The 16,703-nt window shown below is 66.1% G+C and carries 16 protein-coding genes; 11 read left to right on the top strand and 5 right to left on the bottom strand.

Annotation, left to right across the window (positions count from 1 at the left end; translation table 11 throughout):
• Nucleotides 1-208: 208 nt before the first annotated feature.
• The 4 genes from AWB67_RS00835 to AWB67_RS00820 all read left to right on the top strand — a co-directional run bounded on the left by AWB67_RS00835 (nucleotide 209) and on the right by AWB67_RS00820 (nucleotide 3,769).
• Nucleotides 209-649 (top strand): CBS domain-containing protein, encoded by a 441-nt coding sequence (locus AWB67_RS00835; RefSeq protein WP_087654331.1) that lies wholly within the window; start codon nucleotides 209-211, stop codon nucleotides 647-649.
• Nucleotides 650-1,125: 476 nt separating this feature from the next.
• Complete coding sequence (locus AWB67_RS00830) at nucleotides 1,126-2,109, top strand: diacylglycerol/lipid kinase family protein (RefSeq protein ID WP_087654330.1); 984 nt, start codon at nucleotides 1,126-1,128, stop codon at nucleotides 2,107-2,109.
• Nucleotides 2,106-2,942, top strand: a complete 837-nt coding sequence (locus AWB67_RS00825) for a metallophosphoesterase family protein (RefSeq protein WP_087654329.1) — start codon at nucleotides 2,106-2,108, stop codon at nucleotides 2,940-2,942. Before AWB67_RS00830 ends, AWB67_RS00825 begins: the two co-directional genes overlap by 4 nt.
• Nucleotides 2,939-3,769 carry a phosphatase PAP2 family protein gene (locus AWB67_RS00820; RefSeq protein WP_087654328.1) on the top strand — a complete coding sequence of 277 codons (831 nt, stop codon included), beginning with the start codon at nucleotides 2,939-2,941 and terminating at the stop codon, nucleotides 3,767-3,769. Before AWB67_RS00825 ends, AWB67_RS00820 begins: the two co-directional genes overlap by 4 nt.
• Here AWB67_RS00820 and AWB67_RS00815 read toward each other — a convergent pair.
• Nucleotides 3,756-4,151, bottom strand: coding sequence for a PPC domain-containing DNA-binding protein (locus AWB67_RS00815; protein ID WP_087654327.1), 396 nt, complete (start codon nucleotides 4,149-4,151; stop codon nucleotides 3,756-3,758). The genes AWB67_RS00820 and AWB67_RS00815 overlap by 14 nt on opposite strands.
• A 117-nt stretch (nucleotides 4,152-4,268) precedes the next feature.
• Between AWB67_RS00815 and AWB67_RS00810 the strand changes: the two genes are divergently transcribed.
• The gene (locus AWB67_RS00810; RefSeq protein WP_087654326.1) at nucleotides 4,269-4,658 is read left to right on the top strand and encodes an MAPEG family protein; all 390 of its coding nucleotides are present in this window, start codon (nucleotides 4,269-4,271) and stop codon (nucleotides 4,656-4,658) included.
• Nucleotides 4,659-4,682: 24 nt separating this feature from the next.
• Entirely contained in the window at nucleotides 4,683-5,354 is a 672-nt protein-coding gene (locus tag AWB67_RS00805) for an alpha/beta hydrolase (RefSeq protein ID WP_087654325.1), read from the top strand.
• Here AWB67_RS00805 and AWB67_RS00800 read toward each other — a convergent pair.
• Complete coding sequence (locus tag AWB67_RS00800; RefSeq protein WP_087654324.1) at nucleotides 5,351-6,319, bottom strand: nucleoside hydrolase; 969 nt, start codon at nucleotides 6,317-6,319, stop codon at nucleotides 5,351-5,353. The genes AWB67_RS00805 and AWB67_RS00800 overlap by 4 nt on opposite strands.
• A gap of 148 nt (nucleotides 6,320-6,467) precedes the next feature.
• Here AWB67_RS00800 and AWB67_RS00795 point away from each other — a divergent pair, with 148 nt between their 5' ends.
• Entirely contained in the window at nucleotides 6,468-6,950 is a 483-nt protein-coding gene (locus AWB67_RS00795; RefSeq protein ID WP_087654520.1) for a hypothetical protein, read from the top strand.
• Nucleotides 6,951-6,959: 9 nt separating this feature from the next.
• On the opposite strand, the gene AWB67_RS00790 is transcribed toward AWB67_RS00795, so the two are convergent.
• Nucleotides 6,960-7,322: a hypothetical protein gene (locus tag AWB67_RS00790; RefSeq protein WP_087654323.1), complete on the bottom strand. Its 363-nt coding sequence runs from the start codon at nucleotides 7,320-7,322 to the stop codon at nucleotides 6,960-6,962.
• 450 nt (nucleotides 7,323-7,772) lie between these two features.
• Between AWB67_RS00790 and mprF the strand changes: the two genes are divergently transcribed.
• Nucleotides 7,773-10,367 (top strand): bifunctional lysylphosphatidylglycerol flippase/synthetase MprF, encoded by a 2,595-nt coding sequence (mprF, locus tag AWB67_RS00785; protein ID WP_087654519.1) that lies wholly within the window; start codon nucleotides 7,773-7,775, stop codon nucleotides 10,365-10,367.
• Nucleotides 10,355-11,632 (top strand): virulence factor family protein, encoded by a 1,278-nt coding sequence (locus tag AWB67_RS00780; RefSeq protein ID WP_374729789.1) that lies wholly within the window; start codon nucleotides 10,355-10,357, stop codon nucleotides 11,630-11,632. Before mprF ends, AWB67_RS00780 begins: the two co-directional genes overlap by 13 nt.
• Nucleotides 11,633-11,694: 62 nt before the next feature.
• Here the strand turns inward: AWB67_RS00780 and AWB67_RS00775 are convergent, their stop codons facing one another.
• Nucleotides 11,695-12,204 carry a DUF1993 domain-containing protein gene (locus AWB67_RS00775; protein WP_087654322.1) on the bottom strand — a complete coding sequence of 170 codons (510 nt, stop codon included), beginning with the start codon at nucleotides 12,202-12,204 and terminating at the stop codon, nucleotides 11,695-11,697.
• Between the two features lie 78 nt (nucleotides 12,205-12,282).
• Nucleotides 12,283-12,456: an oxidoreductase-like domain-containing protein gene (locus tag AWB67_RS00770; RefSeq protein WP_087654321.1), complete on the bottom strand. Its 174-nt coding sequence runs from the start codon at nucleotides 12,454-12,456 to the stop codon at nucleotides 12,283-12,285.
• Between the two features lie 232 nt (nucleotides 12,457-12,688).
• On the opposite strand from AWB67_RS00770, the gene AWB67_RS00765 reads away from it, so the two are divergent.
• Together AWB67_RS00765 and AWB67_RS00760 are read left to right on the top strand one after the other, a co-directional pair.
• A complete protein-coding gene (locus tag AWB67_RS00765) occupies nucleotides 12,689-15,139 on the top strand; it encodes a penicillin acylase family protein (protein WP_087654320.1) in 2,451 nt (816 codons plus the stop codon).
• A gap of 63 nt (nucleotides 15,140-15,202) precedes the next feature.
• The gene (locus AWB67_RS00760) at nucleotides 15,203-16,669 is read left to right on the top strand and encodes a M20 family metallopeptidase (protein WP_087654319.1); all 1,467 of its coding nucleotides are present in this window, start codon (nucleotides 15,203-15,205) and stop codon (nucleotides 16,667-16,669) included.
• Nucleotides 16,670-16,703 lie beyond the last annotated feature (34 nt).

Below are 16,703 nucleotides of genomic sequence, written 5' to 3'. Positions count from 1 at the left end.
GCGTGCGGATTTGCGCGAGTCATGGCGGGTCGGGGGCGCACATCGGCGCGTGTCTCTGAACTATACTTTTTGAATGGTCGGGGTAATCAGGGCGTAATTGCCCTTCCAGGCGCTCCCGGCCACGCCGCGAACCAGGGGCGGCGATCCCGAAGAAGAAAGAGGGCGTGCATCGGCCGATGCGCGCCGTGCGGTCAAACGGAGGCGCTCGATGGCAACTGTCGCACAGGTTCTGAATTCGAAGCCCGATCAAACGGTGTTTACGATCGCGGCGACCGCGTCCGTATTCGACGCCATCAAGATGATGGCGGAAAAGCACATCGGCGCGGTCGTGGTGACGGAAGGGGAGGAAATCGTCGGCATCATGACGGAGCGCGACTACGCGCGAAAGGTCGTGCTGATGGACCGCGCGTCGAAGCAGACGCCGGTGCGCGACATCATGACCGCGCAGGTGCGCTACGTGCGCCTCGACCAGACCACCGACGACTGCATGGCCCTCATGACCGACAAGCGCATGCGGCACTTGCCCGTGATCGACGGCGGGAAGCTCGTCGGGATGATTTCAATCGGGGATCTGGTGAAGAACATCATCTCTGAGCAGCAGTTCACCATTCAGCAGCTCGAGTTTTATATTCGCGGCGAGCATACGTGAGCGTGTCGATGTGCCGCGGTTCCTAGAATCGCGGCGTAGTCGGCGAGTAGCGAGTAGCTTGCCGGTGCGTACGAAGTGCGAGATAACCGTCGACTTTTATCGGCGGTTTTTTTACATCGCCATGCCCTGCGAATGCCTCATTCGTACCCGAGCCCCAATTCTTGCGACTGTTTTGCCAGCGGTGACGAGAATAGCGGACAGCGCCCGCTGGCTCTGGACGGCCATCTGCACCTCATGCGCCAACGGCAGGTGCATTTCGGTTTTTCGCGATATGGCTCGTGTTGGGGCTTCGTGCTCCATGACGTGGGGCGGTTACGGCTTAGTCTGCATCAGACCAAATAAGCGAAACACCCCGAGACGATCCGGAACCAAGCTTCCTGTAATGAACTCGTATACTTGCCGCGCCGCCTAACGCAAGCGCGCCGCTCCGCCTTCCGAACGAGCGCCATCGCCCGCCCCCAAGGAGCGCCCGCCCCATGACCCCTACAGTTGAGCGCGCCGTTTCCGCGCTCACCGTCCCGCCCGACGCCCCGTTCTTCATCGTCATGAACGCTGGCTCAGGCCGCAAGCAGGGCGACCTGACGCGCGAAATCCTCGACCGCGAACTCGGCGGCGCGGGCCGTCGATACGAACTGCGCCTCGTCGACGATCCCACGCAACTTGCCGCCACCGCCCGAATGGCCGTCGAAGACGCGATCCAGCAGAACGGCGTGGTCGTCGGCGCGGGCGGCGACGGCACGCTTTGCGCCGTCGCACAGGCGACACTCGGCAGCGGCTGCCCGTTCGCCGTCCTCCCGCGCGGCACGTTCAATTACTTCAGCCGCGACCACGGCATCCCCGCCGGCCTCGAGGAATCGACGCGGCTCCTTCTCACCGCGCGCGCTTATCCGGTGCAGGTCGGCGTGGTGAACGGGCGCATGTTCCTCGTCAACGCGAGCCTCGGGCTCTATCCGAAGCTCCTCGAAGACCGCGAAACCTACAAGCAGCAGTTCGGCCGCAGCCGCCTGATCGCGCTCTTCTCGGCGGCTGCGACGATGCTGCGTCGGCATCGCCATCTGCGGCTGCATATCGAACACGAAGGACAGATGCGCGAAATCCGCACCTCGACGCTCTTCGTCGGTAACAACCGGCTGCAACTCGAACAGATCGGCATGAAGGAAGCGCCTTTGCTGGAACAGGGCTTGCTCGCAGCCATCGCGCCGCGCGCGGTCGGCCGGATCGCGCAGATTTTTCTGTCGCTGCGCGGTGCTGCCGGCCGCCTTAGCGACGCGGACAACGTGATCAGCTTCGCGTTTCGCAGCATCACGGTGACGCATCCGTCCAAACGGCGCCGCCGCGTGAAAATCGCGACCGACGGCGAACTGACGCATCTCGACATGCCGCTCGAATTCCACGTCGCGCCCGAACCGCTCTTTTTGCTGAAGCCGGAGCCCGAAATCGCCCTCGCCAATCGCTCATGACGCTGCTGCTGCAGATTTCCGATCCGCATTTCGGCACCGAACGACCGCGCGTCGTCGATGCGCTGCTCGCGCTGATCGAATCGATGCCGCCCGATCTCATCTTCATGTCCGGCGATCTGACGCAGCGCGCACGCCGCGCGCAGTTCGGGGCTGCGCGCGCTTTCGTCGACAAGCTGGGCGAAACGCCGACGCTCATCGTCCCCGGCAATCACGACATTCCGCTCTTCAACCTGTTCGCGCGCGTGTTCCATCCGTACGCGAATCATCAGCGCGTGTTCGGGCGGGAGCTCGAACCGGTCTACGAATCGCCGGAACTGCTCGTCATTGCGCTCAATACGACGCGCCCGTATCGCCACAAGGACGGCGAGGTGTCGATGCAGCAGATCAAACGCGTCGCCGAGCGGCTCGAGCGCGCGACGCCCGCGCAGTTGCGCGTCGTGATCACGCATCAGCCGGTGGCCGTCACGCGCGCGCAGGACGAAGCGAATCTGCTGCACGGACGCGATCGCGCCGTGTCGCGCTGGGCGCGCGCGGGCGCTGACTTGATCGCGGGCGGCCACATCCACTTGCCGTACGTGCTGCCGCTGCACGACACGTTCGCCAACCTGCCGCGCCGCATGTGGGCGGTGCAGGCGGGGACGGCGGTGTCGTCGCGGGTGCGCGGGGAGATCAACAATTCGGTGAACCTGATCCGCTACGAGCACGCGGCGCCGGGGCCGCGCCGGGCGGTGGTCGAGCGCTGGGATTTCGCGGAAGCGAGCGGGGCGTTCGCGCGCGTGACGCAGCACGATCTCGTCTTCGATGAAGCACGTCAGCCGTGCGAAACCCCATGAATCCATTTGATCCCGATGCCATCGCACGCTTCGTCGGGGAACATGCGCTCGCCGGCTTCGGCGTGTTGCTGCTGGTGCTCGTAATTGTTGTGCCGATGGCGTGGCGGCTCGTCTTGCTCTACGGCGTGCCGCGCGAAGAAAGCCGCGTGCCGCCGAAGACACTGCTTTTCATCCACCTCGCTGTAAGTTTCGCGATCATCGCGGGCGCAGCGGCGCTTTTCGCCGCGATCGCCGACGAACTCGGCGCTGAAGAAGAACTCGGCCGCCTCGACCAGACTTTCGCCGATGCGATCGCCGCGTCCGTCCCGCCCGCTGTGATCCGTGCGTTCGCATGGATTACCCATCTCGGCGATCCATGGCTGCTGACGGTGTGGTGCGTCGGCGGGGCGGCGGCGCTCTTATTTGCGCGGCGGCGGCTGCTCGCGTTCGGCTTCGTGCTCGCGATCGCGGGCAACGGCGTGCTCAACACGACGCTCAAGCACATTTTCGAGCGCGTGCGGCCGGTGCATGATCAGGCCATCGCCACCGCCGCTGGCTGGAGCTTTCCGAGCGGGCACACGTCGGGCTCGCTCGTGACTTACGGGATGATCGCGTACGTCCTCGTGCGGACGATGCCCGCGCGGTGGCACAAACCGGTCGTGGTCGCGGCGACGGTCGTCGCGTTCACGACCGCTTGCAGCCGCGTGTTCCTGCGCGTGCATTTCGCGAGCGACGTGCTGGCGGGCTTCGCGTCGGGGACGGCGTGGCTCGTCGCGTGCATTTTGAGCATCGAATTGACGCGGATGGCGTGGCATCGCCGCCGCAGCCGACGCGCTAGCGCGGCCTGACGACCAGCTCCGGAAAGCCCGTGCGCGGATCGGATTCGCGCGAGAAGGTGTGCTCCGGGAGCAGCGCGATGAGGATTTCCGCCGTCGTTCGCACGATGCAGCCTGTCGCGACGTGTCCGCCGAACACGCGTCCGTCGCGATCGGAAATGGACATATGCAGATGCGCGCCATCGATGGAAAGCGAGCCGGCGAACGTCAGGATCTCGAAGTCGCCGGTAAGCTGCGCGGGATCGTCGATGCCCGCGTAGCGCAGCCGCGCGACGCTCAGGCTGCCGATGCCCTGCAGCACGAACGCGGCGGACAGCGCCTGCGAACGGGCGATGGCTTCGAGCGACGCGCGCAGATCGTCGCCGGGGACGAGGCGCAACGGAAGTGTCTGCATAAGCGCGGTCCTGGCCAAAACGCCTAGCCTACACGCTGCCCGGGCGCGATGGCATGATGTGCGCGCACGCGGCCGGCACCATCCCGAAAATAGTCGAACGTGCCCCAAGGAGTCACCATGAGTTTCGAACTGACGGTTCTCGCCTGGACGCTGGTCCTCGCGCTCGTGCAAGTGATGCTGCCCGCCGTGCTGCGCAACGGCGAGACGGGCATCGGCTACAACGCCGGTCCGCGCGACGCGCCCGCGCCACCGCCCGGCAAGCTGACCGGCCGCCTCATGCGCGCGCAGAGCAATCTTTTCGAGACGCTGCCGGTATTTGCCGCCGCGATCCTGATCGCGCACGTCGCCGGGCGCGAGGGTGTCATGACGCACTGGGGCGCGCTTGTTTACATCGTCGCGCGCGTGATCTACTTGCCGCTGTACGCGGCGGGCGTGCCGTTCCTGCGCTCGCTCGTGTGGGCGGTGTCGCTCGTCGGCATCATCCTCGTGCTGATTCCCATCATCTGACTGTAATAAAACGGAGCCGCAGACATGACCGACCAACCGTCGACGATCGAAATCGAGACCGCGCCCGATCCCGAATTCGCCGTGATCCTGATGCACGGCCTGGGCGCCGATGCCAACGACTTCGTGTCGCTCGTGCCCGAATTGCGTCTGCAGGACGCGCCCGCCGTGCGTTTCGTGTTCCCGAACGCGCCGGAGATCGCCGTCACCGCGAACAACGGCTACGTGATGCGCGCGTGGTACGACATCCTGTCGTTCCAGGGGATCAACCGGCGCGTCGATGAGGCGGGCATCGAGGCGTCGTGCGGCGCGGTGCGTGAATTGATTGCGCAGCAGAACGCGCGCGGCATCCCGACGGAGAAAATTTTCCTCGCGGGTTTCTCGCAAGGCGGCGCGATGACGTATTCGGCTGGTCTCACGCATCCCGAAAAGCTGGCGGGGCTGATCGTGCTGTCGGGCTACGTGCCGTCGACGAGCGTGATCGACGCGGCGTTCAGCGAGGCCAACCGCGAGACGCCGATCTTCGCCGCCCACGGCACCGCCGACGACGTCCTCCCGCTGCGTTTAGGCGAGGAAGCACGCGATTTCGCGCTGGCGCAACGCTGCCCGGTCGAATGGCACACATATCCGATGCCGCATTCGGTGTGCATCGAGGAAATCGAGGCGTTGCGCGACTGGCTGGCCAAACAACTGGCCTAAGCCTTTTCGTCGCAAAGCGTGCGATCGAAGAGATCGAGCACGCCCGGCGCATCGACGTGGACGCAGACTTCACACGACGGCCGGCCGTCCCAGTCCGGCGCGTCTACCTGCATCGCGAACGGCTTCTGAATCGTCAGACCGTTCGCGATGCCCTCCGTCACGACACGCACCGGCCCGCCGCGCGTTCCATATAGATGCGGCGCGACGATGTACGCGGCGGCCGAATAATCGTGCGCGAAGATGCCCGTGGTCTGGCCGCTCTCCGAGTGGAAACGTTCGTAGTGGCGCGAAATGTCCCAGACAAAGCGCCCCGCATCGCCGCCCCGGTCGCGGATCGAGGCGAGATAGGCCGTCGTCATCACGGTTTCGTGTGTCACGTCCAGCCCGACGATCGACACCTTCCAGGGCGCCGCGAACACGAGGTCGGCGGCGTGCGGATCGCAGTGGATGTTGGCCTCGGCGGCCGGCGTGACGTTGCCGAGCACGCCGCCGATGCCGAACGCGCCGCCCATGATCACCACTTCCTTGACCAACTCCGCGATGCCGGGATCGTCGGCGAGCGCGAGCGCCAGGCTCGTGAGCGGCCCGACGGCGAGCAGCGTGATGTCGCCCGGACGCGCGCGCACCGTATCGACGATGAACCGGTGCGCCGGCCGCGAATCGAGCGGCGCGTGATCGACTTCGGGCAGTTCGATGTTGCCGAGGCCGTCGTCGCCGTGGATCCAGCCGAGCGGCTCGGGCGCCGCGCACTGCAATGGCGCGGCCGCCCCGCGCGCGACCGGCACGCCCGGCGCGAACCGCTGGGCGAGATAAAGGGCGTTGCGCGTCGTCGTCGCGATCGACGCATTGCCGAACACGCTCGTGATCCCCGCCAGTTCGATATCCGGATGCAGCGCCTGGAAAACGAGGGCGATGGCGTCGTCGATGCCGGGGTCGGTGTCGTAGATGACGGTGTGGAGGGTCATGGAGGCGATCGGATCAGTCTGGTGAAAGCGCAGCGTAAATGTGAGATTCGTCTGAGATGTTAAGGTAGCGGTCGGATTATTTGAGACGGAATCGCAGGTGATTTTCCTAAGACGTTTGAAAGTTTTCGGCGCGGCGCTAGGCGCGTCGATGCTCCTTCTGGGCGCGTGCGCGCCGCTTCCCCAATCCACCGATGTCAACGCCAGCCTGCCGCCCGTACCGAATTCGGCGTCGGGTGCGGCGGCGACGTTCGTCGGCCCGCCGGTGCCGGCCGGGCCGCCGGGTGAACAGCGCATCATGGTCGGCGGGTCGAGCGGCTATCACGTGACCCTCAAGCTCGTGCCGCCGTCGCAAGTCTGCGACAACGACGCTTTCGCCGACGGCGTGCGCTACGGCTACGCGCTGACGTGGAACCGCCTCGTGCTGGAGCAGGCGCGCGACGGGGGCGTCAAAACACCACCGAAACGCAAGTTCGACGCCGCCAGCGTCCAGTCACGCGAGGATCAATACAAGATCCAGTGGAACGGCAACGAGCGCCTCAACGCCTGCGCGTCGGACGGTTATCTGATCGGGCGGATCGTCGGCACGCATCGCGCGGGTGTCGATCTGAACGGCGGCGGCAAGGCTTCTTGAAGCGCTGACTCAGTCGCAGGCATGCGCCGCCGAGACGTAGCGGGCGGCCGCGATATCTCCGTAGATCGTGTAGCCGGTGTTGCGCGCTGCCGGCGACGGCTGCGCGTACAGCAGGACGTCATCGCCGCTGCCGCTCGCGCTGCGCACGGCGAGGACCTGGCCGTCCGCGTCGGGCGTGTACTGGCGCAGACGTCCGGCTTGCGGCGCCCATTTCGCCTTCACGCACTCGATGAACGGATAGATTTCGAGGTGCGATGTACCCGAGCCGACCGGCACGTTTTTCATCAGATTGTTGTCATCCATAGCTGCGGCGCAGCCAGTGAGGACAAGCGCGCAGGTCGCGGCGGACGAGGCGAGGGCGGGAAATTTCATGCGTTTCGATGCCTTTTCGTGATGTCGCCGCGCGCTGGCGGCTTGTTTCGCAGGCGGCGACGCGGAAAAATCGCCGTCCCCGATGCTAACCGTTCGGCTGACGAACCGTAAAGCCAGCGGGCGATGCGATCCGAAAGCTCGTCGAGCTGGTCCAAACCCCCGAAATTCAGCAAACACTTACGATCGATCGGTAACTTTCAGAATTATTCGAGTGACTTTCTTCTCAATTACTTAAGTCACGTCAACCCACGCCGTTATACAGGCGTTCCTACTTAATAAGATAAGACGCCGTCCGCAAGAGCCGGCCCCATATGCCGCCGATGCATTATTTCGCCTCTGAGACAACGGCGGAAAACCCGCAGAAGCTCCACGGAAAATGCTAATGCCGCCAGAGCGGCGCCCGAGCAATCGGGCCCCGTTGCGACGGTTCTTGTCACCTTGGTTGAACGCATGCCCCGCAGAAAGTTGTTCGATCCCGCCCGCACAGTCGCGAAAGTCCGCAGCTGGTCCCACGCTCATCGCCTGCAGCGTTTCACGGCGCCCGTCCTCACGGTCGTCGTGTGCGCGCTCCTGCTTGCCGTGTTCCAGCACCTGTCGCAAACCGTCGATTACAAATCGGTGATGCGGCAATTGCGCCATCTGCCCCTCGATGCCTGGGGCGCCGCGCTTTTCGCCACCGCGCTCAGCTTCGGCGCGCTGATCGGGCGCGATGCCGTCGGGCTGCGGCACGTCGGCGTGCAGGTGCCGCGCTCGCTGTTGTGGGTCGGTGCGACGGTCGGCTCGGCGCTCGGCAACGCGACCGGCTTCGGCGCGCTCACCGGCGGCGCGGTGCGCTGCCGCGTGTACGGCGCGGCGGACGTCACGCCCGCACAGATCGGCCGGCTCACGGTGTTCACGAGCGTCACGCTTGCGCTATCGCTGGTGCTGATGACCGCGGTCGGCATGATCGTTTCCGCCGATACCCTGGCCCGCATGATGCCGCTTTCGCCCGTCGCGCTGCGGGCGGCCGGTGCGGCGCTCGTCGCCGTGTTCGCCGTGATGATCGCCTGCTGCGGCGCCGCGCCGCGCACGCTGGCCGCGCGCTGGACGTGGCTGCGCTTCACGATTCCCGCGCGCCGCGATTTCGTCGCTCAGATCGTGCTCGCGATCGTCGACGTCATTGCCGCCGGCCTCGCGCTGTGGGCGCTCCTGCCGCACGCGCAAGTCGGCTTCGGCGATTTCATCACCGTGTTCTCCGCCGCGATGCTGCTCGGCATGATCGGCCATACGCCGGGCGGCGTGGGCGTGTTCGAAGCGTCGATGGTGTTCGCGCTCGGCGGCACCGTGCAAACGCCCGAAATGGTCGCGGCGCTGCTCGCGTACCGCGCGATCTACTTCGGCGTGCCGCTGATCCTCTCGGCCGGCGTGATGGCCGCGTTCGAAGGCCGCGCGCTGAAAGGCCGCTTCGCGTTCCTGCGCCCGCGCCACGTATCGCAGCTCGCGCCGCTCTTTTTGAGCATCGTCACGTTCGTGGCCGGCTCGATGCTCGTCATCTCCGGCGCGACGCCTGCATTCGCAAAACGCATCGCCACGCTGCAGACGATTCTGCCGCTTTGGGTGCTCGAAAGCTCGCAATTGCTTGGCAGCGTGCTCGGCGTGCTGTTGCTGTTCGTCGCGCGCGGGCTGCTGCGCCGGCTCGACGCCGCCTGGTGGCTCGCGATGATTCTGGCGGTCGCGAATCTGGCGCTCTCGCTGGCGAAGGGTCTCGCGTTCGTCGAAGCGGGCGTGCTCGGCTTCCTGATCGTCCTCCTGTTCGCGACGCGCGAGCGCTTCAACCGCCGTTCGTCGCTCTTCGCCGAGCGTTTCACGGCGACGTGGCTCGCGTCGGTCGCCGTCGTGATGCTGCTGGCGGTGTGGGTCATGTTCTTCGCGTTCCGCGACGTTCCTTATAGCGGCGACCTCTGGTGGCAGTTCGCGTTCGACAACCGCGCGCCGCGTGCGCTGCGCGCGACGCTCGCCGCGGTCCTGTTCGCCGCCGTCTTCGCGATGTGGCAATTGCTGCGTCCGGCCGCTGGCCGATTCGTGATGCCCGAGCCGCAGGACCTGCTCGACGCCGCGCGCATTTTCCGCGCGCAGGAGCGCAGCGACGCCGGCCTCGCGATGATGGGCGACAAGAGCTTCCTGTTTTCCGAGTCGCGCGAGGCGTTCCTGATGTACGCGAAGCACGGCCGCACATGGGCCGCGCTGCACGATCCGGTCGGTCCGCGCCGCGAATGGGCGGAACTGATCCGCAAGTTCGTCGAGCTCGCGCATGCGCACCATGGCCGCGCCGCGTTCTACCAGGTGCGCGCCGACGCGCTGCCGCTCTACCTCGACGCCGGCCTCACGCTGATGAAGCTCGGCGAGGAAGCGCATGTCGTTCTGAGCGATTTCGACCTGAAGGGCTCGCATCGCGCGCATCTGCGTTATGCGCTGAAACGCGGCGAACGCGATGGCTTCGACGTCGAAGTGATCGAACCGGCGCGCGTGCCTGAAAGCCTGCCAATGCTGCGCGAAATCTCCGATGCGTGGCTCGAAAGCCGTCTCGCGCGCGAAAAGAGCTTCTCGGTGGCGGCGTTCAACGAGGACTATCTGGCCGCGCAATCGGTGCTGCTGGTGCGCCAGCAGGGCACGCCCGTCGCGTTCGTCACGTTCATGACGACCGACCTGAACACCGAAGCGACGGTGGGCGTGATGCGCCATGTGTCCGACGCGTCGCCTTACGCGATGGAGTATCTGTTCACCAAGCTCGCGCTGCATCTGAAGCAGGCGGGGTTCCAGTCGTTGTCGCTCGGCATCGCGCCGCTCTCCGGCATGCAGCCGACGCCGCTCGCGTCGTACTGGCACCGCCTGGCCGGCCTGATCTGGCGCTTTGGCGGGCGTTTCTACAATTTCCGCGGCCTGCGCGGATTCAAAAGCAAGTTCCAGCCGCGCTGGGAGCCGCGTTATCTCGCGGCGTCCGGCTCGGTCGGCGTATTTTTCACTTTGGCGGACCTCTCGCTGCTCGCGGGCGGATGGCGTTCATGAAATTTTTGTTGAAGGTCGCGGCGGTTTCGCTCGCGCTGATCTCCGCGGCCCACGCCGCCACGATCCCGGGCGGCCGCTACGGCCAGGTCACGCTGACGAAGCCCGTCGGCGAAATGCGCGGCTTCGTCGTGCTGTTTTCGGAAAAAAGCGGCTGGAGCCCGGCCGATCAGCAAGCCGCCGATGCGCTCGCGAAGAACGGCGCGATGGTCGTCGGCGTGGATACGGAGCGCTACGCTGCGCGCCTGAAATCGCCGGCGGAGAAGGAAAGCTGTCATAACCTCGTCGGCGATGCCGAAGCCGTGAGCCATCAGCTAGAGCGCGGCGTGCAGACGAGCCGCTATTTCGCGCCGATCATCGCGGGCACGGGGCAGGGCGCGATCCTCGCCGAGCGGATTCTGGCGCAGGCGCCGGAGAACACTGTCGCAGGCGCCGTTTCGCTCGACGCCGAGAAGCAACTCGATCCGCGCTTCGACCTTTGTCCGCCGGACCCGACGATCACGCACGGCAAGGGCTTGCCCGGTTTCGTCGAGCGTGGCGCGATGCAGGCGGGGCGCACGAAGGCCGACGCGCTCGTCGCGATGACGGCTCCGCATCTGCGCGCAACCGTCGAGCGTGAGGAAGACGTGTCCGACCTGCCGCTCGTTGAACTGCGCGCGTCCCGCCCGACTGACCTGCTCGCGATCGTCATTTCCGGCGACGGCGGCTGGCGCGATCTCGACAAGACGATCGCCGAGGCGCTGCAGCGCGAAGGCGTGTCGGTGGTCGGCATCGACGCGCTGCGCTACTTCTGGAGCGAGAAAACGCCGCAACAGACCGCGCACGACCTCGGCCGCGTGATCCAGACTTATAGCGCGCGCTGGCATACGAGCCATGTCGCGCTGGTCGGCTACTCGTTCGGCGCCGATGTGATGCCGTTCGCTTACAACCGTCTGCCGGACGCGTTGCGCGCAAAGGTGTCGTATGTGTCGCTGATGGGGTTTGCGCCGACGGCGGATTTCCAGATTCGCGTGACCGGCTGGCTCGGCATGCCGGCGAGCGACAAGGCGCTGCCGGTGAAGGGCGAGCTGGCGAAGCTGCCGCCCGCGATCGTGCAGTGCATCTACGGCGAGAAGGAAGAGGACACGCTGTGTCCGACGCTGACGAAGACGGGTATCGACGTGGTCAGGCTGCCGGGCGATCACCACTTCGGCGGCGATTACGATGTGCTCGCCAAGCGCATCCTTGGCGGGTGGCAGAAGCAGATTGCTGCGCGCAACGGGGCGTAAAACAGTAAGAAGCCGCGCGCGCCAACGAGGCGGCGCGGCCTACATAAAGGCGCTGGCCGCGCTTACTTCAACAGCCCCAGATAATCCATCTTCCCGATCGGCACGCCCAGATGCCGCAGGATGTCGTACGCCGTCACGACGTGGAAATAGAAGTTCGGCAGCCCGAACCCCAGCAGATAATCGACGCCGCTGAAGCTCGGCTGCGCATCCTTGAACTTGACCGTGATGGTGCGCGTGTCACTGCCGTCGAGTTGCTTCGCGTCGATGCTCTTCAAATACATGATCGTGTTCGCGATGCGTTCCTGGAGCGCGTCGAAGCTGTCCTCGTTGTCTTCGAAGCGCGGTGCTTCGCCGCCCGCGAGTCGTTGCGCCGAGAGCTTCGACGTATCGCTCGCGCGCTGGATCTGCGCGGCGAACGGCAGCATGTCGGGCGCGAGCCGCGTGCCGATGATGTCGGCATGGGCGATGCCTTTTTCGTCGGCGAAAGCGGCCGCCTTTTCGAGCAGCGTGGACAGCACTTCGAGGCCGCGGATGAACGCCGGAATCGACGCGCGATACATCGTCAGGGACATGGGTGTCTCCTTTTTTGACTGTGGTTTGACAGGGGCCACAAGGATAGCGCGTCGGGCTCTCGGCTGCCGAAACGAGGCTTATGACGGCGTTGCCCGCGCACGAGATTCCCACGCGCGCAAGTCGGCTTCGTAGCGTTCTAGAGCGGTTTCATAGAGATCGAACACACACGGATGACAGCCGCTCTGGCAGCAGTCGTCCGGGGCGGGGCGCTCGGGCGGAATCGGGCGCGGATTGGAGTCTGGATCGGGCATCTCACCGGCGTTCAAAGACAGTCACGCCATTTTGCGCCGATCGATGTTCGCAGACTTCGGCGGCTAGGTTTTGGCGTCGTCCGACGGTGTGCCCGATGGCATACTTTGCCGCAGCAGCCATGAGACGTGGCGGACAAACTACGCGGCAACGGCCCGCCACGCGGCGTTTCTCCTCGCGCGTGGTTCCAGAGGGCGACGCTGCTGCCTCTCGAACGAATGGAAGGCTCCTTCGATGACCAAGACAGCCACGCTCCTTTTTGCCGCGCTCGTCGTCCTTGCGGGCTGCATGCAGTTGCAGCCGCAGCCGTCGGCCTCCGCCTCCCGGTCCGACACCCCCTACACCGCCGAAATCCGCCGCACGCAGTCGGGCATCCCGCACGTCAAGGCCGCCGACTGGGGCAGCCTGGGCTACGGCTACGGATACGCGCAGGCGGAAGACAACCTTTGCACGCTCGCCGACGCCTTCGTGACCTATCGCGGCGAGCGCTCCGCCTGGTTTGGCGCCGACGCGCGCCCGCCCGCCGGCGCGACCTTCGGACAGCCGCGCAACATCGACGCTGACTTTTTCTTCCGCTTCATCGTCGACGGCGCCGCCGTCGAACGCTATCGATCCGCGCAGCCGGCCACGCTGCAAAGCCTGATCGAAGGCTTCGCGGCCGGCTACAACCGATACCTCCGCGACCTCGACGCCGGCCGCTTCCCCAACGCCCACGCCGCCTGCAAGGGCAAGCCGTGGGTCGATCGGATCACCTCCGCCGACGTCTACCAGCGCCTGATCGCCGCGAACCTCGCCGGCGGATCGACGCAGTTCCTGCAGCAGATCGCGAACGCGCGGCCGCCGCGTGCGCCTTCGGCCGAGGCGCCCGCCGCGCCTGGCGAAGTCGAAAAAACCACGAACGTCGACATCGGCAAGACGCCTGGCGTCGGCAGCAACGCGCTCGCGTTCGGCGCGCCGATCACGCACGACGACAGCAGCCTCCTGTTCGGCAATCCGCACTGGTTCTGGCGCGGCCCGGACCGCTTCTATCAGGCGCAACTGACGATTCCGGGCGTCGTGAACGTGGCGGGCGTGTCGTTTCTCGGCGTGCCGGTGATCGTGCTCGGCTTCAACGAAAACGTCGCGTGGACGCACACGGTCTCGACCGTGCGCCGCTTCGGCCTGTTCCAGTTGACGCTCGATCCCGCCGACCCGACACGCTACGTCGTCGACGGCCGCTCCGAGCCGATGACGCCCGTGCAGATCACCGTGCAGACGCGCCGTCCCGACGGCTCGACCGAACCGGTCACGCGCACGCTGTATCGCACGCGCTTCGGACCGGTCGCGGATTTGTCGCCGATGGCGCCCGGGCTCGGCTGGACCGCGCAGCGCGCCTTCGCCCTGCGCGACGTGAACGCCGAGAACAATCGCGCGTTCCTTAATTTCTTCGCGTGGAACCAGGCGCGCTCGCTGACCGATTTCATCTCGATCCAGAAGCGCTTCGCCGCGATGCCGTGGGTCAACACGTTCGCGATCGGGCGTGGCGACGCGCGCGTCTGGTTCGCCGACATCGGCCCGATGCCGAACGTGCCCGACACCGTTCTCGACACCTGCACGACGCCGGCAGGCCGTTCGTTCGCGGGTCGCGTGCCGGGCGTCGCCTTTCTCGACGGCGCGAAGAGTGCCTGCGCGTGGCGCGTCGACGACACGGCGGCGCAGGCGGGCGCGCTCCCCGTCGACGAGATGCCGAGCATCGCGCGCGGCGACTACGTCGGCAATTTCAACGACAGCTACTGGCTCACCAACGCCAATGCGCCGATGACGGGCTATCCGCGCATCGCTGGCGCGACCGGCACGTCGCAGTCGCTGCGCACGCGCTACGGGCATTTGCTCGCCGCGCAGCTTCAGCGCGAGCCCGGCGGCATCACGCGCGATGCGCTGAAAACGGCGGTGCTGGATTCCGGATCGATGTCGGAGCGGCTGTACCGGAAGCCGCTGCTCGATGCCGCCTGCAACTTCGGCGATCCGACCAACAACCTGCGCGAAGCCTGCGACGTGCTGCGCGCCTGGGACGGCACCGCGAACACCGACGCACGCGGCGCCAATCTGTGGGACGAATTCTGGGTGCGCCTCGTGCGCATCGCTCCGGAGCGGCTGTGGGCGAACGCCTTCGACCCCGCCAAGCCGCTCGCGACGCCGGGCGGCTTCAACACGTCGAATCCGTCGGTGGTGCAGGATCTGAAGCAGGCGCTCGGCGGCGCGGTACTCGCGCTCAAGCTAAACGGCTTCGCGCTGAATTCGCGGCGCGGCGACATCCTCTACACGACGCGCAACGGCGCGCGCGTGCCGCTCTACGGTGGCTGCGACGAAGTCGGGTATTTCACGGTCGTGTGCGCGCGCCGGCCGCTCGACTCCCGCGGCTATTCGATGGACGTGAACGGCCAGGGCGACAGTTACATGCAGGTGGTGTCGTTCGGCCAGCAGGGCGTCGATGCCGACACGATGCTCGCGCACTCCGAATCCGACGATCCCGCCTCCCCGCATTCCGGCGACGCGACGCGGCTTTTCGCCTCGAAGACGTGGTCGCGCTTTCCTTTCACCGACGAAGCGATCGATGCCGACCCCACGCTTGTTCGCGCGACCGTCACCGGCGAGCGCGTGCAGGAGGCGGTGCTGCGCCCGGTCGGGCCGCGCCGCGTGCCGTAAGGAGCGGTTATGAGTGTCGAAACGCGTCTATGATTGAGGTTTAAATCGGATGGAAAGACCGTCATGATTTCCGATGACACCACGCAGCAAGCCGCCCCTCAACTCGATCGCGGAGCGTTGACCGCCTTCGTCGAGCGCAAGTGGAACGACGAGATCGTTCCCGCGCTGACCGACTACATCGCCGTCCCCGCCAAAAGCCCGATGTTCGACGCCGACTGGTTCCGCCACGGCTTCATCGAACGCGTCGTGACGGACGCCGTGCAATGGGTCGAGCAGCAGCCGGTGACGGGTCTGAAAGTCGAGATCGTGCGGCTTGCCGGGCGCACGCCGGTGATCTTTTTCGAAGCGCCCGCGACGCGTTCGGGCAGCACGGAAACCGTCGTGCTGTACGGGCATCTGGACAAGCAGCCCGAATTCGAAGGCTGGCGCCGCGACCTCGGTCCGTGGACGCCGAAGCTCGAAGACGACAAGCTCTACGGCCGCGGCGGCGCTGACGACGGCTACGCAACCTACGCCAGCATCACCGCGATCGCCGCGCTGGACGCGCAGGGCATCGAACGGCCGCGCTGCGTCGGCATCATCGAGACGTGCGAGGAATCGGGCAGCTACGATTTGCTGCCGTATATCGATGCATTGCGCGACCGGCTGGGCGATGTCGGCCTCGTGATCTGCCTCGACTCCGGCGCGGGCAACTACGACCAGCTCTGGCTGACGACGTCGCTGCGCGGCCTCGTCGCGGGCGATCTCGAAGTGCAGGTGCTCGACGAAGGCATCCATTCGGGCGGCTACGGCGGCATTGCACCATCGACGTTCCGGATCATGCGACAACTCTTCGAGCGTCTCGAAGATGCCGGCACTGGGAACCTCCTGCCGAAGGGCTTTCACTGCCCGATCCCGCTGCAACGCCTGCGGGAAGCGGAAGCGACGGCGCACATCCTCGGCGACGACGTCTGGAAAAAGCTGCCGTGGAGCTGCGGGCAGGACGGCGGATCGGTGCTGCCGACCACGACCGATCCGCAGGAGGCGCTGCTGAATTCGACGTGGCGGCCATCGCTCACGGTGACGGGCGCGTCCGGCCTTCCGCCGCTCGCCGATGCCGGCAACGTGCTCGCGCCGCGCACGGCGTTCAAGCTGTCGCTGCGTCTGCCGCCGCTCGTCGAGGCGACGCAGGCGGTCGCGGAACTGAAGGCGCTGCTCGAATTCGACCCACCCTATAACGCGAAGGTCACGTTCAAGCCGGAGGCGGGCGCGGCGACCGGCTGGAGCGCGCCGGACCTGGCGCCGTGGCTCGGAGCGGCGCTGAACGATGCGTCGCGGCGGCATTTCGGCGCGGATGTTGCGTACATCGGGCAGGGCGGTACGATTCCGCTGATGAATACGCTCAAGGAAGGCTTTCCGCGCTCGCAGTTCATGGTGTGCGGCGTGCTCGGGCCGAAGTCGAACGCGCATGGGCCGAATGAATTTTTGCATGTGCCGTATGGGAAGAAGCTGACGTCGGCGGTTGCGGAGGTGATTGCGGCGACGCGTTGACGTTTCACGCGGGATGACGGAGGCGCGCGGTCGG

The organism is Caballeronia terrestris (genome assembly GCF_001544515.1).
GTDB lineage: Bacteria > Pseudomonadota > Gammaproteobacteria > Burkholderiales > Burkholderiaceae > Caballeronia > Caballeronia terrestris.
Note: the sequence above shows the minus strand (reverse complement) of the source record. Positions and strands in the feature narration are given on the sequence as shown.